Here is a 20,130-nt window from a genome sequence, read left to right on the forward strand (position 1 = left end):
CCCGGTGTACGGTCCACCGGGGTGCCCGTTCCGATGTCCTCGCCTATCGGGTGGGCCAGGGCACCTGCGGCGACCTGTAGTACCCGATCCCGAGTGCCTCCCAGCGGGGCGCCTGCGCCGCGAGCCGCACCCGGTAGTCGTTCCAGTCGTGGGTGGAGGCCGGCGACCAGCCCAGTTCGGCCACACCCGGCAGCCGCGGGAAGGCCATGTAGTCGATGTCGGCGCTCGTGACGAGCGTCTCGCTCCACAGCGGTGCCTCGACACCGGCGATCGCCGAGGCCGGCGCCCCCGGCAGGTAGCTGCCCGGGTCCCAGTCGTAGGAGCGCCGGACCTCCACCAGTCCCGCCCAGTCCTGGCCGAGCGGCGTGTCCTCGGTGTACTTCATGTCGAGGTAGAGACGGTCTGCCGGGGACAGGATCAACCGGGTGCCGTTCTGTGCCGCCTCGGCGACCTGCGCCTTCTCGTCGGCGCCGGTGTCGTCGAGCCCCCAGTACTGCGCGAGGGCGCCCTTGACCGGGTGTGCGCCGGTGATCTGGTGCCAGCCGATCACCGTCTTGCCGTACTCGGCGACGATCGGCTGTACGCGGTCCACGAACGACACGTAGTCGTCGTGGCTGGTGGAATGGGCCTCGTCGCCGCCGATGTGGATGTAGCGGCCCGGGGTGATCGCGGCCAGCTCGCGTACGACGTCGTCCACGAAGTCGTACGTCAGCTGCTTGGACACGCACAGCGAGCTGAAGCCGACCTCGGTTCCCGTGTAGAGCGGGGGCGCCACGCCGTCGCAGTTCAGCTCGGCGTACGAGGACAGGGCGGCGTTGGTGTGGCCCGGCATGTCGATCTCCGGGACGACCTCCAGATAGCGCGAGGCCGCGTAACGGACGATCTCCTTGTACTGCGCCTTGGTGTAGTAGCCGCCCTTGCCGCCGCCCACCTCGGTCGAACCGCCGTGGGTCGTGAGGCGCGGCCAGGAGTCGACGGCGATCCGCCAGCCCTGGTCGTCGCTCAGATGCAGGTGCAGGGTGTTGATCTTGTAGAGGGCCAGCTCGTCGATGTAGCGCTTCACCTGCGAGACGGTGAAGAAGTGACGGGAGACGTCGAGCATGGCGCCGCGGTAGCCGTAGCGCGGGGAGTCCTTGATGGTGACACCCTGTACCGTCCATGGCCCGGGTTGCGCGGTCTTCTGCTCGACGGCCGCGGGCAGGAGCTGGCGCAGGGTCTGCGCGCCGTGGAAGAGCCCGGCGGGCTCGCGGGCGGTGATCGTGACCCCGTGTGCGCCGCTGTCGAGGCGGTAGCCCTCGTCGCCGAACGGACCACCGACAAGACGGAGTCGGATGCCGCCGGAACCGTGCGTCGTGACCTGCAGGGGGTAGCCCGTCGATGGCCGCAGGACGTCGGCCAGATAGTCGCCGACCTGGCGCGCCGCGCGTGAGTCGTCGACGTGGATCTGCGTGCCGCGGGTGATCCGGTACGGGGAACCGGCCGTCTCGACCGAGGCCGGTGCCGGGACCACCCGGACCGCAGGGGCCGCGGGGCGGTCGGCTGCGGCGGGTGTCGCACCGACTGCGACGGAGAGTCCGGCAGCCGCCATGAGCAGCAGCGTACCGAGGAGGCGGGGCGTTCTGTGGTGCAGTCTCACATGCGCTCCCTTCCACGAGTGTTCACGGGCTCGTCCGGCCCGGACCCGATGGGTATAGACCACTCTCTCGCACACTCGATGGAACAATCACCCTCATGGCGGAAATCATCCAGAAGGACGGCACGTGGGCCTTCGACGGTGACACGTTGCGGCTGACGCCGGGCCGGGACAGGGGCGTCAGTCTGCTGCGCCGGACCCTGGGTGAACTCACCGTCCCGCTGGGCGCATTGGCGGGCATATCGTTCGAGCAGGGCCGGAAGTCGGGGCGGCTGAGGCTGCGCCTGCGCGACGGCGCCGACCCGCTGCTGCAGGCGACCGGGGGCAGGCTCGCGGAGTCCGACGACCCCTTCCGGCTCACCGTGGAGTCCGACCGCTACGGCGTCGCCGAGTACCTGGCGGACGAGGTGCGCACCGCGATCGTGCTGGACCAGGTGCCGTCCACTCCGGCCGAGAGCTATCTGCTGCCCGGTCCCTCCGTCCCGCTGTCCGTTTCCGCCGGCGACGGCACGGCGAGCTTCGACGGCGAGCGCGTCCGGCTGGAGTGGAACTGGAAGACGGAGGAGGCGAAGTCGGCCGGAGGTGCCCGCACGCTCGCCGTGACCGACATCACCGCCGTGACCTGGCAGCCGACGGCGGGCCTGGAGAACGGCTACCTGCGCTTCACCGTGCGCGGCTCCGAGACCAAGGCGCCGCCGAAGTACGACCCTCACGCGGTGGAGCTGTGGGGCTTCAAGAAGGACCCGCTGATGGCGCTCGTCGCGGCCGCCGTGCAGGCGCGGCTGCCGCACCCCGCCGCACCCGTGGACGACGTACGGCCGGCGGGCAAGCAGCTCACCCTGCCCGCCCAGGCTCCGCCGCCTGCCGTCGAGGACGCCCACGACGCCCTGCTGCGCCGTCTGCGGGAGCTCGGCGACCTGCACCGGGCAGGCGTCCTGACGGACGAGGAGTTCACGACGGCCAAGCAGGCGGTCCTCAAGCGGATGTGAGGACCGCCCGCCGTCGGCACGTTCCGCCCTGCGGGCGGGGCGGCGTCCTTACTTGGCCCGGCGTGCCACGGTGAAGTGGTCGACCTGCTCACCGGACTCGGCGATGCCGCGCACCTTCAGCGTGGCGTAGCGCCCCCGGGACGCGGGCGTGACGTCGACACGCAGGAACGAGTAGTCGAGGTAGCGCACGCGCGACCAGGTGACGTTCTCGTTGACCTTGCCGTCCTTGGCGTTGATGAAGGAGGCCACCGACTCGACCTCGTTCTCGTGGCCCTCGTACGACAGGGGGGCACTGAAGGCGTAGAGGCTGCGGCCCGCCGCGCCCGCCGTGACGTACACGACGCCCTCGGACTCGGAGTACGCCGTACCGCCGATCGGGAGCTTCTTGGTGACCGCGCCCGCCTTGATGACGTCGGTGCGCTCGTACTGGTGGTTGTGGCCGTTGATGACCAGGTCCACGGTGTACTTCTCGAACAGCGGCACCCACTCCTGTCGCACTCCGCCCTCCGAGGCGTGCGACGTGGAGGTGCAGTAGGCGCAGTGGTGGAAGAAGACGACGATGAAGTCGACGTCGTGGCTCGCCCGGTACTTCTTGAGCTGGGCCTCCAGCCACTTGGTCTGGGTGCCGCCGGAGATGCCCAGGTTGGCCGGGATCTCGAAGGAGACGTCGTTGGCGTCCAGCGAGATGACCGCCGTGTTGCCGTAGACGAAGGAGTAGACGCCCGGCAGGTTCTCCTTGTCCGGTCCGTTGTCCGGCAGGGTCCAGCGCGCTTCCTCGCCGCCGTATCCGTTGGGCGAGTACCAGGCCTCCATGTCGTGGTTGCCGTAGGCCGGCATCCAGGGGACCTGCTTGGCGACGGACTCCGTCTGGAGCAGGAACTGGTCCCACACGCGCGAGTCGAAGCCGGTGTCGTCCTTTCTGCCCTGGCCCGCCGGGTCGCCGTAGGCGATGTCGCCGGCGTGCAGGTGGAAGGCCGGGTTCTGGCCGAGGAGCAGGCTGTTGTTGGCCAGCGCGTGGTAGCTGACGCCCTCGTCGCCGAACGCCGTGAAGGTGAACGGCTCGGCATGCGAGGGGGCGGTGGTGAAGGTGCCGAGGGTGCCCAGTAGATGGCGCTCGGCCGGGTCGAAGCCCGCGTGGCCGACTCCGTAGTAGTAGGTCTGGCCGGGACGCAGGTGGGTGAGCTTGGCGTGCAGGTAGTACTGCGTGTGGTCGCCGCTGGCCCCGACACCCGCCGGGGTGTACAGGGTGCGGACCTCCGCCGAGATCTTGCGGGAGAGGTCCCAGGGGTGGGCACCGATCCGGATGAACGGGTTCTTGACGGCGACCGGGACCTGCCAGGAGACCGTGATCTCGGTGCGCGGGTCGTTGCCGAAGGCCAGGTGGCGCCCGAAGGGGGCGACGAGAGCACCGTCGACGGACTCGGTCGCCGGGGCCGTGCGCTGGGCCGGGACGGCCGCCTGGGCGGTGGCGCCCGGGACGAACGCGCCACCCGCGACGGCACCGAGGGTGACGGCACCGCCTCTCATCATCGTGCGCCGTGAGAATCTCGCGCGCAGGTACTCGTGCTGCTCAGCCATGCTCATGTCGGCCGCGAGCTTCTCGGGAACTCCCATACGAGGTATGTCCATGTGGCCCGAACTTCCTCCACATGAGCAACGTGACGCAAGACGCAGAATGGACAGCGGTCAAACAAGGACCCATAAGAGTTTCAACTGCACCCTGCCCGAAATCGGGCATGATTCTTGCGATTCCGGCGTCCGTACCCCAGGATCTACCGGGTGCACGACGAACTTGTTGATCACCTGATGCGATCCACGCCCCTCAACCGGGGCGAGGCGCTGCGTGTGGTCCAGGACGTGCTCGCCTTCTTCGACGAGACGACCGAGGACTTCGTCCGTCGCCGCCATCGCGAGCTGCAGGCCCAGGGCCTGGTGAACGCGACGATCTTCGAACGGATCGAGGCGGATCTGAAGTACCGCGCGGTGGCACCTCCCGAGCTCACGCTCCGGCAGCTGCGCCGCATCGTCTACGGCTGAGACGCCGAGGGGCACTTCACCACAACGAGGCAAAAGGGAGATCAGGGACATATATGTGCGGAATCGTCGGATACATCGGTAGGCGTGACGTGGCTCCGCTGCTGCTGGAAGGCCTGCAGCGACTCGAGTACCGCGGCTACGACTCGGCGGGCATCGTCGTGACCTCGCCGAAGACGGTCGGCCTGAAGATGGTCAAGGCCAAGGGCCGGGTCCGCGACCTCGAGGCCAAGGTCCCCGCGCGCTTCAAGGGCACCATCGGTATCGCCCACACCCGCTGGGCCACGCACGGCGCCCCCTCCGACGTGAACGCCCACCCGCACATGTCGGCCGACAACAAGGTCGCCGTCGTCCACAACGGCATCATCGACAACGCCGCCGAGCTGCGCAGGAAGCTGGAGGCGGACGGCGTCGAGTTCCTCTCCGAGACCGACACCGAGGTCCTCACCCATCTCGTCGCCCGCTCGCAGGCCGAGACCCTGGAGGAGAAGGTCCGCCAGGCGCTGCGGGTCGTCGAGGGCACCTACGGGATCGCCGTGATGCACGCCGACTTCCCGGACCGCATCGTGGTGGCCCGCAACGGCTCCCCCGTCGTGCTCGGCATCGGCGAGAAGGAGATGTTCGTCGCCTCCGACGTCGCCGCGCTGGTCACCCACACCCGCCAGATAGTCACCCTCGACGACGGCGAGATGGCCACCCTCAAGGCCGACGACTTCCGCACGTACACCACCGAGGGCACCCGTACGACGGCCGAGCCGACCACCGTGGAGTGGGAGGCCGAGTCCTACGACATGGGCGGCCACGACACCTATATGCACAAGGAGATCCACGAGCAGGCCGACGCCGTGGACCGGGTGCTGCGCGGCCGCATCGACGACCGGTTCTCCACCGTGCACCTCGGCGGCCTGAACCTGGACGCCCGGGAGGCGCGCGCCGTGCGCCGGGTGAAGATCCTCGGCTGCGGCACCTCGTACCACGCGGGCATGATCGGCGCCCAGATGATCGAGGAGCTGGCCCGTATCCCGGCGGACGCCGAGCCGGCCTCGGAGTTCCGCTACCGCAACGCGGTGGTGGACCCCGACACGCTGTACGTCGCGGTCTCCCAGTCGGGTGAGACCTATGACGTGCTGGCCGCCGTGCAGGAGCTGAAGCGCAAGGGCGCGCGGGTGCTGGGCATCGTCAACGTGGTCGGTTCGGCGATCGCGCGTGAGGCGGACGGCGGTATGTACGTCCACGCCGGGCCCGAGGTGTGCGTGGTGTCCACCAAGTGCTTCACCAACACCACCGTCGCCTTCGCTCTGCTCGCCCTGCACCTCGGCCGCACGCGCGATCTGTCCGTGCGCGACGGCAAGCGGATCATCGAGGGTCTGCGCAGGCTGCCCGAGCAGATCTCCGAGATCCTCAAGCAGGAGGAGGAGATCAAACAGCTCGCGGACCAGTTCGCCGAGGCCCGCTCGATGCTCTTCATCGGGCGCGTGCGCGGCTACCCGGTGGCCCGCGAGGCCTCGTTGAAGCTGAAGGAGGTCTCGTACATCCACGCCGAGGCCTACCCGGCCTCCGAGCTCAAGCACGGCCCGCTGGCGCTGATCGAGCCGGCCCTTCCGACCGTCGCCATCGTGCCGGACGACGACCTGCTGGAGAAGAACCGCGCGGCCATGGAGGAGATCAAGGCCCGCAGCGGCCGGATCCTCGCGGTCGCCCACCGGGAGCAGGAGAAGGCCGACCACACGATCGTCGTCCCGAAGAACGAGGACGAGCTGGACCCGATCCTGATGGGCATTCCGCTCCAACTCCTCGCCTACCACACGGCGTTGGCGCTCGGTCGGGACATCGACAAGCCGCGCAACCTGGCCAAGTCGGTGACGGTGGAGTAGCGGCTCCCGGCTCACCGGCCCGCATGTGAACGACCCCCTGTGTGCCACCAGCACAGGGGGTCGCTCATTTCGGGGCCGGGACCGCCCTCCCCCGTATCGCCAGCCTCCGCCGACGGGGGGACCCTTCTTTCCCGGCCCGGCGCTGCGTCAGCCGGCGGCCGTCACCCCCCGGCCCGCAGCACGTCGCGGTAGGGCCGTCGGCCACTTGGCCAGTACCGCCGTCGCCGCGTACCAGGCGACCGCACCCGCGGCCACCGCGAACCAGCCGCCGACCTTGCCCAGGGAGTCGCTGTACGCGAAGCCCGCCACGGCGAGCAGGAGCATCGAGGCGCAGAGCAGCCCGTAGGTGGCCTGGTCGAGGACGCCGCCGGCCCCGAGCGCAAGGCTCAGCGCGACCAGGGCGAACAGCAGGAGGAACAGTCCGGCCGCGTTGTCCGACACCTGACTGCCGGCCCCGACGGCCCAGGTGAACCACAGGGCGCCGAGCGCCGCGAAGGCCGTACCCGTGGCGGTGTCGCGGTCGCGGAAAGCGAGCAGGCCGACGAGGAACAGGGCCACGCCGCCGACATAGTGGGCCAGTGACACGGCGTCGGCCGTCGTCACACCGTCGATCACCTTGGTGGTTCCGAGACCGAAGGCCAGCAGTGTGACGCCCAGCGCCAGTCGGCCGACGATCGAGGTGGTGCTTCCCGCAGAGACGTCGTTGTCCACGGCGGGCTCCCTTCTGTCCTGCTTGTACGGGTTGTGCGGTGACCGATATATGCCCTTCACAAAGGCACAAACACCTCTACGCGCCAGTAGATTTACGCGGTCATGCAAAGGGGACGGCACTACCCGCGGGTCATCTCACCTGGGCCAACGCCGAGTTGCGGAATGACAACGCCCGGGCTGCCGCAGCGCCCGCCGAGGGCGGCCCAAAGCTCCGCCGGGAACGGCCTGCTGAAGAAGCGTCAGGGGATGACGATCACAGGGCGCTTGGCGCGCTTGGCGAGGCGTCCGGCCACCGAGCCGAAGATCCTGCCGACTATGCCGTGCGTGGAGCCGACGACGATCGCGTCCGCCTCGTACTCCCGCCCCACTTCCTCGAGTTCGTGGCAGATGTCGCCGCCGCGCTCCACTAGGATCCACGGAACCTCGGCAAGGTGCTCCGCGCAGGCGAGTTCCAGCCCGAGCACCTCGGTGCGGTGGTCCGGGACGTCGACGAAGACCGGGGGTTCACAGCCGGCCCACACCGTGGTGGGCAGCCGGTTGGCCACGTGGACGATGATCAGGCCCGAACCGGAGCGGTGGGCCATGCCGATGGCGTACGCGAGGGCGCGCTCGCTGGACGTCGAGCCGTCGAAGCCGACCACCACACCGTGTTTGAATGCGGGGTCGCAGGACGTGCGTGGTTCTTCCGCCGCCAAGGGCTCGGCCGCCGTGGGGTCGGCGACGGGGCGCTTGCGGTCCGCGGGATCGAAGAATTCTTGACCGGCCATGGGTGTCTCGGCGTTGTGATCCTCGTGGGTGGGACGACAGTGAGCAGCGGAGCTGTGTCCGGGAATCATCTTCCCAACCCCATACCCCCAAGGGTACGGCGGCACGCCTCCTTAGCCCAGATCCCGCGCACACCCCGGCTCGCTGCTCCGCTCGAACCGGGAGACCCCCTTCGCGGGGTTCCAGGGAGCATGCACGAGGGGGCACCCGTAACGCAATGGCTGCTGCCCCGTACAGGCGGTTTGCCCAGGGTTCACTCAGGAACCGGAACGGCTTCGCGCCCCGGCGCGCGGTCCGGTGCCGTGCGCCGGGGCGCGAAGCCGTGTCCCGCGGGATCCGGCAGTGACCCGCCGGGCGGGGACGCGTTGATTCCGGTGACCCACCGCTTTAGGGAGCATGTCGTGTCCGCACCCCGCATCGCCCGGAAGCACCCCGAGCCGGACAGGGCGAGCGATGTGGTCCGCTGGGCGGCCTTCTGCTGCGTCCTGGTCCCCCTGGTGCTCGTCTGGTACGGCATCTCGACGGCCGCGGCGATCAGCGCGGCGCTGGGTCTGACGGCCGTCACCTCGGCATGTCGCGCGCTGCTGCGGCAGTCGGAGCGCGGCGCGGCGCAGTTGAGGGCCGAGGAGCGCACACCGCTCGGCGGACGGCACAGCGGGACCGGAACGGGGGCGCACAGGGGCGGGCGTCACACTGGGGAAAGCGCTCCGGTCGACTGACCGGTTTCCGCGCACGCCCCCGCTTCTTTTCAGCCAACTTCTCGACCCTGCGCACGGGAGCGTCGAACACCCCGCCACCCCCCGTTCGACCTGCACCGAAAGGGTCCCCGAAGGCGCGCGCACCCTATGCGGATTGGCCACCGAGGCGAGGCGCACTTCCCTGCACGGCCTACGAGTGCAACGCTTCGTGATCGAATGCTTCACGCCAAGTTGCCATGTCGACAATGTGCCGGATGGTGAACTGGTCACGCTGGCACCACGGGACACAGTAGATTCGATCATGACTGTCTACGGCGGGGGACTCGTGCAGGACCGAGGGGAAACGTGCAGGAACGACACAACCGAGGAGCCGCGACCACCGAGGGGGGCTTAGCAGGATGAGCCACGACTCCACTGCCGCGCCGGATGCCGCGGCCCGGAAACTGTCCGGGCGACGGCGCAAGGAGATCGTTGCGGTGCTGCTGTTCAGCGGCGGCCCCATCTTCGAGAGTTCCATACCGCTGTCGGTGTTCGGGATTGACCGCCAGGACGCCGGAGTGCCGCGCTACCGACTGCTGGTGGCGAGTGGCGAGGAGGGCCCGCTGCGGACCACAGGGGGCCTGGAACTCACCGCGCCGTACGGCCTCGAGGCGATCTCGCGGGCGGGCACCGTCGTCGTGCCGGCCTGGCGGTCGATCACCTCACCGCCGCCGGAGGAGGCACTGGACGCACTGCGCCGCGCCCACGAGGAAGGCGCCCGCATCGTCGGGCTGTGCACCGGCGCCTTCGTCCTGGCCGCCGCCGGACTGCTGGACGGCCGCCCGGCCACCACACACTGGATGTATGCGCCGACGCTGGCCAAGCGCTATCCGTCGGTGCACGTCGATCCGCGCGAACTGTTCGTGGACGACGGCGACGTGCTGACGTCCGCCGGCACCGCTGCGGGCATCGACCTCTGCCTGCACATCGTGCGCACGGACCACGGCAACGAGGCGGCCGGCGCGCTCGCCCGGCGTCTGGTGGTCCCGCCGCGCCGCAGCGGCGGTCAGGAGCGCTACCTCGACAGGTCTTTACCCGAGGAGATCGGCGCCGACCCGCTCGCGGAGGTCGTCGCCTGGGCCCTGGAGCACCTCCACGAACAGTTCGACGTGGAGACGCTCGCGGCACGCGCGTACATGAGCCGGCGGACGTTCGACCGACGCTTCCGCTCGCTCACGGGCAGCGCGCCGCTGCAGTGGCTGATCACCCAGCGGGTGCTCCAGGCACAGCGGCTGCTGGAGACCTCGGACTACTCGGTCGACGAGGTCGCCGGGCGCTGCGGATTCCGCTCGCCGGTCGCGCTGCGCGGACACTTCCGGCGCCAGCTCGGCTCGTCGCCCGCCGCGTACCGGGCCGCGTACCGGGCACGCCGCCCGCAGGGCGACCGTCCGGGGGACACGGACGGCACCGGAGGAACGACGTCACCGCATGTCCCGCAGGAGGCCGCCCCGGTGCCGATGCAGACCCGCCGCACCGCGGCCGCGAGCGCACTCGGCCCCTCCGCATCCGTCTCCACGGACAACGGCAAGCACGTCCCGGAGCTGTACGCGGCGAGCCGCGGCGGACTGCCCGGCCAGCGCAGCGCGCACTGACACCGCGGTGCCGCCGGGCACGGGCGGGAGCCGGGAAGGCCGTACAGGCCACCGGATCCCGCTCGGCCCGCGCACGTCCTGAAAGGTCTCCGGGACCGTGGGTCGTGTGACGCGTCCCACGCCGCGGCCCGGGCGCTTCCCGGCACTCCGCCGTGCCCGGCCGCCTTCGGGGGGACCGTGCAGGGTTTCCGGCCGCTCTCACGGGCTCCTGGCCGCCCCGCCGGCCCGCGGAGCGGTGGGCCGATGGCGAGGACGCCCCGGTTCCCGGACCCCCGCCGGAGTGCTCGCAGCCGCATTCCCGCATGCAGGAGCGGTCCGCACGGCCCGGCAGGGCCATAAGGTGGGACACATGAACGATCGCATGGTGTGGATCGACTGCGAGATGACCGGACTCTCGCTGTCCGACGACGCGCTCATCGAGGTGGCCGCGCTGGTCACCGACTCCGAGCTGAACGTACTCGGCGAGGGGGTGGACATCGTGATCCGGCCCCCGGACGCGGCGCTGGAGACGATGCCGGAGGTGGTGCGTCAGATGCACACCTCCTCGGGACTGCTCGAGGAGCTGGCGGCCGGTACGACGCTCGCCGACGCCGAGGAGCAGGTCCTCGCGTATGTGAGGGAGCACGTCAAGGAACCCGGCAAGGCCCCGCTGTGCGGCAACTCCGTCGGCACCGACCGCGGCTTTCTGACCCGCGACATGCCGACGCTCGAGGGCTACCTCCACTACCGGATCGTGGATGTCAGCTCGATCAAGGAGCTGGCCCGCCGCTGGTATCCGCGCGCGTACTTCAACAGTCCCGAGAAGAACGGGAACCACCGGGCACTGGCCGACATCCGGGAGTCCATCGCGGAGTTGCGCTACTACCGCGAGGCGATCTTCGTGCCGCAGCCGGGTCCCGATTCGGACACGGCGCGCACGATCGCGGCCCGTCATGTGCTGCCCGCCCGGTAGCGGTTTCCCCTCGGCCCTGACGAGACCCTGACGGACCTCGGAGAAACGCTGGCGCGAGCACCCCTTCGGACCCTGTACACTTTTTCTCGGCCGGTGGGGGAACCACTTGAAGAACACCGGTCATGGTGGGTGTAGCTCAGATGGTAGAGCACCTGGTTGTGGTCCAGGATGTCGCGGGTTCGAGTCCCGTCACTCACCCTTCGAAGTCGGTCGGTGACCCGTGGGAGCGGGTCACCGACCGATTGCGTTTCCGGCGCCTTCCGTATCCCGGCCGGCGTTTCTGACGCAGAACCGGTTGCAGTCCGGGTCCTCCGGCCGCACGAAGTCGGGGGCCTCGGGACACCGGTCCCACTGCATGCGCCGCGCCCCGAGCGCGACACCCCGCTCCGCCTGCGCGCCCCGGTCGGCCGCGTAGGTGGTGTGCGGTCCGGATGCACGCGCGGGTCTACTGGGCGAGCCTCGCGCTCGGCCCTGGCGACGGCCCGGCCCGGTCTCCCGCACCGGTCCCGTCTCCCGCCCCGGGGCCGGCACGAGCACCGCCCGATCGTCCTCGATCCCGCCCCGCAGCACATGGCCGTGGGCTTCCACCCGGACGCCCACGGCACACTGCACGTCCGGCACGCCCTGGCACGACGGATCCCATGGCCGGCACGGCCCGATCGTGCGGCCGCACCCTACCCCCGGCCGCACCGCGGCGAACTCGCGCTCACGGCCGCCTCCTTGCTCAGGAGGACGCGCGCACCACCAGCTCCGTAGGCAGGACCACCTGGCGGGGGGCCGGGCCCCGCGAGACCGACGGGCCGGGGGCCGCTATCTCGTCCTGCAGCAGGTCGATCATCGCGCGGCCCATCTCCTCGATCGGCTGGCGCACACTCGTCAGGGGCGGATCCATGTGGCGGGCTATCGCCGAGTCGTCGTAGCCCACCAGGGCCACGTCGTCCGGGATGCGCCGGCCCGCCTCGCGCAGCACCTGGCGGGCACCCGCCGCCATCACGTCCGACTCCGCGAACACCGCGTCCACGTCGGGGCGGCGGGCGAGGAGTTCCGTCATGGCGCGGCGGCCGCCCTCCTCCGTGAAGTCACCCGGCAGGATCAGGCCTTCGTCCACCTCCCGACCCGCCTCCCGCAGGGCGTCGCGGTAGCCGTCGATGCGTCGCTGCGCGCCATAGACGTCGAGGCGGCCGGTGATGGTGGCGATCTGCGCACGGCCGCGGTCGATCAGGTGCTCGACGGCCGAACGGCCGCCGCCGTAGTTGTCGGAGTCCACCGAGGGCAGCGCCTCGTGCTCCGAGCGCGGGCCGCTGATCACGGCCGGGATGTCGAGCTGCAACAGGAGGTCGGGCAGCGGATCGTGGGCGTGCACCGAGACCAGCAGGACGCCGTCGACCCGGTGGGCCGCCAGATACTGGGCCAGTCTTCGGCGTTCACGGTCGTTGCCCGCGAAGATCAGCAGCAACTGCATCTCGGTGTCCGAGAGTTCGGCACCCACCCCGCGCAGCATGTCGGAGAAGTACGGTTCGGCGAAGAACCGGGTCTCCGGCTCGGGGACGACGAGGGCGATCGCGTCCGTACGGTTGGCCGCGAGGGCGCGGGCAGCCGTGTTGGGGACGTAGCCCAGTTCCGCGACGGCCGCTTCGACGGCCGCCCGCGTCGCGTCGCTGACCCGGGGCGAGCCGTTGATCACCCGGGAGACAGTGCCCCGGCCGACACCGGCGCGTGCGGCGACCTCCTCCAGTGTCGGCCGTCGACCGTTCCGTCCCCGCCCTGCGTTGACTGCCATGGTCTCCGCCTCCCGTTCGCAGCCGCCAGGCCAGGATCGTGTTCGCGGCCGTTCGGCCAGGAATGTAACAGTCCCTGTCCTGACGCCCCCGCTCCCATCATCCTCCGCCGGCGGGCACGCCCGGCCGTGGGGCACCCGTGAGGGGCGCCGCCACTGAGCGGTGACGCCCCTCGGCCGGTTGATCAGCCGTTGTTCTGCTCGTCGACTGCGGGCAGCGCGTTCCTGCGGATCACGTCCGCGTACCAGTGGGCGCTCGCCTTGGGGATGCGGCGCTGGGTCGAGTAGTCGACGTAGACCGTGCCGAAGCGCTTCGAGTAGCCGTAGGACCACTCGAAGTTGTCCAGCAGGGACCACAGGAAGTAGCCGCGGACGTCGGCCCCGTCGGCGATGGCCCTGCGCACCGCGTCCAGGTGGGCGTGGAGGTAGGCGATCCGCTGCGGGTCGTTCACCACGCCCTCGGGCGAGATGTAGTCGTCGAAGGCGGCACCGTTCTCCGTGACCATCAGCGGCAGTTCCGGGTGCGACTTCGAGAGGTCGGTCAGCAGGGTGTGCAGCCCGCTGGGGTCGATGGCCCAGTTCATCGCCGTCAGGTTGTTGTTGGCGAGGTGGAAGGCGACGTGGTCGGAGCCGGTCCACGGCGAGTGGTCGCTCGCACCGTGACCGTCGTTCTTGGTGGTGCCGGCGCCCTCGGTCGCAAGCGAGACCACGGTCGGCGAGTAGTAGTTGACGCCGAGCACGTCGATGGGGCGGGAGATCTCCGCCAGGTCGCCGTCGTGCACCAGGCTGCCCCAGTCGACGATGCGCGCGGTGTCCTCGAGCAGGTCCTCGGGATACGCCCCGTCCAGGATGGGACCGGTGAAGACCCGGTTGCCGACCGCGTCGATACGGCGGGCGGCCTCGGCGTCGTCGGCGCTGTCGGTGAGCGGGCGCACCTGATGCAGGTTGAGGGTGATGGAGGTCTGCGCGGACGCGGGCAGAACCGCGCGCAGCGCCCCGATCGCCTGGCCGTGGGCCAGGTTGAGGTGGTGGGCGGCGCGCAGGGTGGCCGCCGGGTCGGTCCGGCCGGGCGCATGCACACCGGAGCCGTAGCCGAGGAACGCCGAGCACCACGGCTCGTTGAGGGTCGTCCACACCCCGATCCGGTCACCGAGGGTCCGGGCCATGATGTCGGCGTACTCGGCGAAACGGTATGCGGTGTCGCGGTGCGGCCAGCCGCCCGCGTCCTCCAACTCCTGGGGCAGGTCCCAGTGGTAGAGCGTGGCCACGGGGGTGACGCCCGCCTCCAGCAGCTCGTCGGTGAGCCGGCGGTAGAAGTCCAGGCCACGCTCGACGGCGGGTCCGCGCCCGGTGGGCTGCACCCGGGACCAGGAGATGGAGAAACGGTACGCCTTGAGGCCGAGGTCCTTCATCAGCGCCACGTCGTCGCGGTAGCGGTGGTAGTGGTCGGCGGCGATGTCCCCGGTGTCCCCGTTGCGGACCCTTCCGGGGGTGTGGCTGTAGGTGTCCCAGATGGACGGGGTGCGGCCGTCCTCGGTGGCGGCACCCTCCACCTGGTAGGCGGCGGTGGCGGCGCCCCAGGTGAAGCCCTGGGGGAAGGAGGTGGCCGGAGCCGACAGGGGGGTCGCCTCGGGTCGTACTGCGGTCATCGTGAGAACGCTCCCAAAGTATCGGGTGAAAAGGCCGGACAGTGGTCCGGCGAGAGGAGGATGCGGGCCGAGCGCGGGCCGGGCGGCCGTCCGGTGGAGCCTGCGTGCGGGGCGGGTCCCACCGGACGGCGGATGACGGGGCAGGCGCGTGGGCTGCCGGGGCGCCGGCCCGGCGTGGACGGGGTCAGCCCTTCACGGCGCCCGCCATGATGCCTCCGACGATCTGCTTGCCGAAGATCACGAACACCAGCAGCAGCGGCAGCGTGCTGATCAGGGCTCCGGCCATGACGATGCTCTGGTCGGGGGTGTAGGAGGCACTGAGCTGGCCGAGGGCCACCTGGATGGTGGGGTTCTCCTGGTTCAGGGCCAGGAAGGGCCAGAAGAAGTCGTTCCACGCCTGCACGAACGTGAGCATGCCCAGCACCATCATCGCGGGCCGGGCCACGGGCAGGACGACGTTCCAGACGATCCGGATGTTGCTCGCACCGTCCACCTTGGCCGCCTCGATGAGCTCGTACGGCAGGGCCTCCAAGAGGTACTGCCGCATGAAGAAGACGCCGAAGGCACCGACGAGGGTCGGGAAGATCACCGACTCCAGCTTTCCGCCCCATCCGATGTCCGACATCATCATGAAGAGCGGAACGACGCTGAGCTGCGGCGGAATGGTCAGCGTGGCGATGACGGCGGTCATCAGGGCGCCGCGCCCGCGAAAGCGCATCTTGGCGAAGGCGTAGCCCGCGAGGGTGCAGAAGAACAGCGTCGCCGCCGTGATGCAGCCGGACACGATGATGCTGTTGACGATGGCCTTCCCCAGGTGCGCCTGTTCCCAGGCCGACTGGAGGTTGCTCCACAGACGGCCGCCCGGCACGAGCGGCGGCGGGGTGTCGAGGACCCGCTGCTGGTCATGCGAGGCGGCCACCAGGGTCCAGTACAGGGGGAAGAGCGAGCCCAGGCCGACGATGACGAGGGCCGCGTAGGTGAGCGGGCCGCCCTTGAGCTGCTGGCCGGCGCCGAGCTTGAAACGGCTGCGGCCCGTGCCCTCGGTCCGGGGCTGTCCGGCCGGGAGGAGGGTCGGTGCGGTCTTGGTGGGACTGGTCGTGGTCATCGATTTCGCTCCCGTCAGGCCGCGCTCTTGCGCACGAACCGGCTGACGATCCAGTTGATCAGGGCGATGAGCAGCAGCAGGACGAGCATCGCCCAGGCCACGGCCGCGGCCGGACCCAGGTGCCCCAGCTTCCAGCCGTAGTTGAAGAGATAGATGCTGAGCGTCTCGTACTGGTGCTCGTTGCCACCGATCGAGCCGAGGGTTCCGCCCTGCAGCAGCAGCGGCTCACCGAAGAGCTGCATGGAACCGATGGTGGAGATGACGATCGTGAAGAGGATCGTCGGCCGCAGCGAGGGAATCGTCACCTTGCGGAACTGCTGCCACCGCGTCGCCCCGTCGATCGAGGCAGCCTCGTACAGATCGGTCGGCACGGCCTGCATGGCCGCGAGATAGATCAGCGCGTTGTAGCCGGTCCACCGCCAGATCACGATGACGGAGATAGCGATCTTGGACGTCCACTCACCGTTGCCCCAGTCGATGTTGCTGAACCCGACGAAGTGCAGCGCCCAGTTGAGCAGGCCGCCGTCGGCCCGGAAGACCAGGGCGAACACCAGGGCCGCGGTCGCCACCGAGGTGGCGTACGGGGTGAGGATCACCGTCCGCCAGAAGGTGCTGGCGCGCAGCTTGTAGTTGAGGAGATGAGCGAGGCCCAGTGCGACGAGCAGCTGCGGGACGGTCGAGATGACACCGATCACAAAGGTGTTGGCGACGGCCGTCCAGAACTCGGAGTCCTGGAGGATCTTGGCGAAGTTGTCCCAGCCCACCCACTCGGACTGGCTGAGGCTCGTCATCTCCACCCGGTGCAGGGCGATCCAGCCGGTGTAGAGGAGCGGATAGAGCCCGAAGGCGCCGAAGATGAGGAAGAAGGGGGCGATGTACGCGTAGGGGGAGGCCAGGTCGTCGAAGCGCCAGAGCCGACTGCGCCACGATCGCCGATCGCTTCCGTTCGACGCGGCGCCGGAGCCGCCGGGCGGCGGGCTGTAGGCGCCCCGGGTGGGGGTTGTTGTTGCCACGGAGGAAGTCCTTCTCTGGGGGTTCGGCCGGGTACGGGGCCGCAGACGCGTCCAGGGCCGGGCGCCGGTCCCGACGCGCCGCGAAGCACGTCGGTTCGGGCACCGGCCCGCTGCGCGCCCTGGCCTTGAAGTCCGTGCGGTGCGGGACCCGGCCGCCGGATGCCCGGCCCTGTGGCTCAGGTGCCGGACCCGATCGCGCTGCCGGACGTGCACCGGCGGGCGGAGGGACCACATGGCGCGTCCGGCGCTGCACCAGGGGCCGCGCCGGCGGGCGCCGCGACGCTCTCCGCCCGTACGGAGCCGGGCACTCGGCCGGACTCGGAACGGACCCTTCCTGCCGTGGGATCCGCCGGACCGGACTTCGCGCCCGGGCCGGTGCGGGCGGCCGCGGAGCCGCCCGCACCGGCGCGCGTCAGCCGATCGCCTTGTCGATCGTCTCGGTCGCGGCCTTCCACGCGTCAGCGGGCTTGGTGCCCCGCTGCTCCATGTTGTTGATCTGCGTGGAGATCGTGTCCTTGATCACGCCGTCCTTCGGGCCGAGCACCGCCTCGGGAATGGTCTTGGCCTCCTCGGCGTAGATCTGGCCGATGGGGGCGTCACTGAAGTAGGCGAGCTTGGCGTCCTTCACGTCGGGGAGCTCGTAGGCGCCCTGGTTCGACGGGAAGATGCCGGCCGCCTTGAACACGGCGGCCTGCTGCTCGGCGGCCGTCAGCCACTTCACCAGGTCGGTGGCCTCCTTGACGTGCTTGCCGCTCTTCGGGACGGCCAGGAACGAGCCACCCCAGTTGGCCGCGGTCGAACCGGGGGCGCGGGAGATGTCCCACTTGCCCTTGTAGGCGTCACCGGAGTTGTTGGAGATCTGGTTGGCCATCCACGCGGGGCACGCCACGGTGGCCACGGAGCCCTTGCGCAGCGCGGCCGTCCAGGCGTCGGTGAACTGCGGCAGGCCCTGGGTCAGCTTCTTCGAGGCGGCCTCGGCGGCCAGGTTCCAGCCCTGCTGGACGGCCGGGCTGTCCTTGTAGATCGGCTTGCCCTCGGCGTCGTAGTACTGCTTGGCGTCCGAGCTGACGACCGCGTTGTACATGGCGCTCGCGGAGTCCATGAAGTAGGTCCCGGAGGGAGCCTTCTTCTTGTACTGCTCACCGAGCTTGAGGTAGTCCTCCCAGCCGCCCGCGACGGCCTTGGCGACGGCCTCGCGGTCGGTCGGCAGACCGGCCTTCTCGAAGAGGTCCTTGCGGTAGCACAGCGACATCGGACCGATGTCGGTGCCCGCACCGATGACCGCGCCGTCCTTCGTGGTGGCCTGCTTCTCCTTCCAGGACACCCAGTCGCTCACGTTGATCGACTTGCTCAGGTCGCTGAACTTGTCGGCCTGGGTGTCGACGACCTCCTTGATGCGGCCGACCTCGATGCCGGTGACATCCGCCAGACCGCTGCCCGTGTTCAGCTGCTGAAGGAGCTTCGGGTAGTAGTCCTGCTCGTTGGCGGTGGTCTCTTCCTTCACCGTGATGTTCGGGTGGAGCTTGTGGTACTGAGCGAACAGATCGGCTTCCTTGTAACCGAACTGCCCGAAGTCCGCCACGGTGAGGGTGATCTTGCCGTCGGAGCCGGAGGCGTCCGAATCGCCGTCGTCGCTGCTGCAGCCCGTGAGCAGCAGGGCCGAGGCCGCCAGGACCGAGGTGGTCAGGACCGCCGCTCTGCGGCCGCGACCGCCGCCGGTGCCAGTTATGCGCATTCCACTACTCCTTGTTCCAGTGGGGAACGGACCTCAGGATTCGGACCGCCAGCGGTCGACGGTCCGGACCTGCCCCTCTCGGTTCGAGCAGCGGCCAGCCCACAGCACGGGCGTGCAGTGCGAAGATGCTGGTCAACGGTGTGCCATGCGAGGTAGAGGGAAAGGCCATCGGTGCTTCGGGGCCGCGCGAGACGACCCCCGGGGCTACCCGTGGGACCGCTCCCACGCGGCATGCCGGAAGACTCCTTCCTGGCGGGCCATGTGTCAAGACTTGAAAACAGCGTTGTTGCGCGAGCGTGTCCTGTACGTCACGTGAACGTGTCGCGCCGCAGGCCGTTCAATGCCGAGGTGCTCGCCGTACTGTTGGGGAATCGGCGCAGGTCACGCGCGGAATGCAGGCATGCAGGCGCAGGGCCGGCCTGCCCGTGGAAGCGTTCAGCGAAAATTCCGGGTCACAATGAAGCACCCCTTACAGAACGCCGGAAGGTGAACAATGAGTTCTGCCGCACAGCCGCCTGAGGCCGCCCGCGCCCGGCGCCCGACGCTGGACGCCGTGGCCGCTCGCGCCGGCGTCGGCCGCGGCACGGTGTCCCGGGTGATCAACGGCTCCCCCAAGGTGAGCGCCCACTCCAGGGCGGCGGTGGAGCAGGCGATCGCCGAACTCGGCTACGTTCCCAACCGCGCCGCCCGTTCCCTGGTCACGCGCCGTACGGACTCGGTCGCCCTGGTCGTCCCCGAGTCCGAGACCCGGCTCTTCTCCGAGCCGTACTTCTCGGCGATCATCCGGGGCGTGTCCTCCGGGCTCTCGGGCGCCGGGATGCAGTTGCTGCTGGTGCTGGTGCGCGACGAGAGCGAGCGAGCGCGGCTTGCGACATACCTGACCGAGCAGCGGGTGGACGGCGTGCTGATGGTGGCCGTGCACCGCGACGACACGCTTCCGGACCTGCTGGACGAATTGGCGATTCCGACCGTGCTGGCGGGACGCCGCGGCCATCCGGAGCCCCTGGGACACGTCCGCGCGGACAACGGAGGCGGCGCCCGGGCCGCGGTCCGGCATCTGCTGGAGGGAGACCGGCGGACCATCGCCACCATCACCGGACCGTTGGACATGGACGTCGCCCGGGCCCGTCTGGACGGCTACCGCGAGGCCCTGCAGACGGCGGGCATCACCGTCGACGAGGAGTTGATCGCGGTCGGCGACTTCACGGAGGAGGGCGGAAGAGCGGCCATGCGCGAGCTGCTGCGCCGGCGCCCCCACCTCGACGCCGTCTTCGCCGCCTCCGACGTGACGGCCTCGGGTGCCGTGCTCGAACTGCGTGCGGCGGGGCGCCGGGTGCCCGACGACGTCGCCGTCATCGGCTTCGACGACTCGATCGTGGCCCGGCACACCGATCCCCCGCTGACCAGCGTGCGCCAGCCGATCGAGGAGATGGGCCGCACCATGGCGCGCCTCCTGCTTGAGGAGATCGCCCAGCGGGGCAAGGGCCACCGGGAGGTCGTCCTGCCGACGGAACTGGTGGTCCGGAAGTCCGCCTGAGACGCGCCGCCCACCCGGCGGGCCCCG

Annotated in this window: 16 protein-coding genes and 1 tRNA gene; 8 read left to right on the forward strand and 9 right to left on the reverse strand. The window is 70.0% G+C overall.

Going from position 1 to position 20,130, the window contains the following annotated elements; all coding sequences use genetic code 11:
• Positions 1–43 precede the first annotated feature (43 nt).
• Positions 44–1,636: a beta-N-acetylhexosaminidase gene (locus ADL25_RS11890; RefSeq protein ID WP_324614045.1), complete on the reverse strand. Its 1,593-nt coding sequence runs from the start codon at positions 1,634–1,636 to the stop codon at positions 44–46.
• A gap of 95 nt (positions 1,637–1,731) precedes the next feature.
• Between ADL25_RS11890 and ADL25_RS11895 the strand changes: the two genes are divergently transcribed.
• On the forward strand, positions 1,732–2,622 hold the full coding sequence (locus ADL25_RS11895) for a DUF4429 domain-containing protein (RefSeq protein ID WP_059127656.1): 891 nt from the start codon (positions 1,732–1,734) through the stop codon (positions 2,620–2,622).
• A 48-nt stretch (positions 2,623–2,670) separates the two neighbouring features.
• On the opposite strand, the gene ADL25_RS11900 is transcribed toward ADL25_RS11895, so the two are convergent.
• The gene (locus ADL25_RS11900; protein WP_181923340.1) at positions 2,671–4,236 is read right to left on the reverse strand and encodes a purple acid phosphatase family protein; all 1,566 of its coding nucleotides are present in this window, start codon (positions 4,234–4,236) and stop codon (positions 2,671–2,673) included.
• A gap of 165 nt (positions 4,237–4,401) precedes the next feature.
• Between ADL25_RS11900 and ADL25_RS11905 the strand changes: the two genes are divergently transcribed.
• Together ADL25_RS11905 and glmS are read left to right on the forward strand one after the other, a co-directional pair.
• Positions 4,402–4,659, forward strand: a complete 258-nt coding sequence (locus ADL25_RS11905; RefSeq protein WP_059127658.1) for a hypothetical protein — start codon at positions 4,402–4,404, stop codon at positions 4,657–4,659.
• Positions 4,660–4,712: 53 nt separating this feature from the next.
• A complete protein-coding gene (glmS, locus tag ADL25_RS11910) occupies positions 4,713–6,530 on the forward strand; it encodes a glutamine--fructose-6-phosphate transaminase (isomerizing) (RefSeq protein WP_059127659.1) in 1,818 nt (605 codons plus the stop codon).
• 147 nt (positions 6,531–6,677) lie between these two features.
• Here glmS and ADL25_RS11915 read toward each other — a convergent pair whose 3' ends face one another.
• Both ADL25_RS11915 and ADL25_RS11920 read right to left on the reverse strand, forming a co-directional pair.
• Complete coding sequence (locus ADL25_RS11915; protein WP_059127660.1) at positions 6,678–7,241, reverse strand: GPR1/FUN34/YaaH family transporter; 564 nt, start codon at positions 7,239–7,241, stop codon at positions 6,678–6,680.
• A 239-nt stretch (positions 7,242–7,480) separates the two neighbouring features.
• Positions 7,481–8,008 carry a universal stress protein gene (locus ADL25_RS11920; RefSeq protein ID WP_059127661.1) on the reverse strand — a complete coding sequence of 176 codons (528 nt, stop codon included), beginning with the start codon at positions 8,006–8,008 and terminating at the stop codon, positions 7,481–7,483.
• A gap of 399 nt (positions 8,009–8,407) precedes the next feature.
• On the opposite strand from ADL25_RS11920, the gene ADL25_RS11925 reads away from it, so the two are divergent.
• The 4 genes from ADL25_RS11925 to ADL25_RS11940 all read left to right on the forward strand — a co-directional run bounded on the left by ADL25_RS11925 (position 8,408) and on the right by ADL25_RS11940 (position 11,485).
• Positions 8,408–8,725, forward strand: a complete 318-nt coding sequence (locus ADL25_RS11925; protein ID WP_234380878.1) for a hypothetical protein — start codon at positions 8,408–8,410, stop codon at positions 8,723–8,725.
• A gap of 377 nt (positions 8,726–9,102) precedes the next feature.
• The gene (locus ADL25_RS11930) at positions 9,103–10,335 is read left to right on the forward strand and encodes a helix-turn-helix domain-containing protein (RefSeq protein ID WP_059127662.1); all 1,233 of its coding nucleotides are present in this window, start codon (positions 9,103–9,105) and stop codon (positions 10,333–10,335) included.
• 349 nt (positions 10,336–10,684) lie between these two features.
• Positions 10,685–11,287 (forward strand): oligoribonuclease, encoded by a 603-nt coding sequence (gene orn / locus ADL25_RS11935; RefSeq protein ID WP_059127663.1) that lies wholly within the window; start codon positions 10,685–10,687, stop codon positions 11,285–11,287.
• A 125-nt stretch (positions 11,288–11,412) separates the two neighbouring features.
• A tRNA-His gene (locus ADL25_RS11940) sits at positions 11,413–11,485 on the forward strand.
• Positions 11,486–12,011: 526 nt separating this feature from the next.
• On the opposite strand, the gene ADL25_RS11950 is transcribed toward ADL25_RS11940, so the two are convergent.
• From ADL25_RS11950 to ADL25_RS11970, 5 genes are all read right to left on the reverse strand, one after another.
• Positions 12,012–13,067: a LacI family DNA-binding transcriptional regulator gene (locus ADL25_RS11950; RefSeq protein WP_059127665.1), complete on the reverse strand. Its 1,056-nt coding sequence runs from the start codon at positions 13,065–13,067 to the stop codon at positions 12,012–12,014.
• A 182-nt stretch (positions 13,068–13,249) separates the two neighbouring features.
• On the reverse strand, positions 13,250–14,713 hold the full coding sequence (locus tag ADL25_RS11955; RefSeq protein WP_059127666.1) for a GH1 family beta-glucosidase: 1,464 nt from the start codon (positions 14,711–14,713) through the stop codon (positions 13,250–13,252).
• A 184-nt stretch (positions 14,714–14,897) separates the two neighbouring features.
• Positions 14,898–15,818 carry a carbohydrate ABC transporter permease gene (locus tag ADL25_RS11960; RefSeq protein WP_059127667.1) on the reverse strand — a complete coding sequence of 307 codons (921 nt, stop codon included), beginning with the start codon at positions 15,816–15,818 and terminating at the stop codon, positions 14,898–14,900.
• A 14-nt stretch (positions 15,819–15,832) separates the two neighbouring features.
• On the reverse strand, positions 15,833–16,831 hold the full coding sequence (locus ADL25_RS11965) for a carbohydrate ABC transporter permease (protein ID WP_059127668.1): 999 nt from the start codon (positions 16,829–16,831) through the stop codon (positions 15,833–15,835).
• Positions 16,832–17,243: 412 nt separating this feature from the next.
• A complete protein-coding gene (locus ADL25_RS11970; protein ID WP_059127669.1) occupies positions 17,244–18,566 on the reverse strand; it encodes an ABC transporter substrate-binding protein in 1,323 nt (440 codons plus the stop codon).
• Between the two features lie 493 nt (positions 18,567–19,059).
• On the opposite strand from ADL25_RS11970, the gene ADL25_RS11975 reads away from it, so the two are divergent.
• Positions 19,060–20,103: a LacI family DNA-binding transcriptional regulator gene (locus ADL25_RS11975; RefSeq protein ID WP_059127670.1), complete on the forward strand. Its 1,044-nt coding sequence runs from the start codon at positions 19,060–19,062 to the stop codon at positions 20,101–20,103.
• Positions 20,104–20,130 lie beyond the last annotated feature (27 nt).

It is taken from the genome of Streptomyces sp. NRRL F-5122 (assembly GCF_001507435.1).
GTDB lineage: Bacteria > Actinomycetota > Actinomycetes > Streptomycetales > Streptomycetaceae > Streptomyces > Streptomyces lannensis.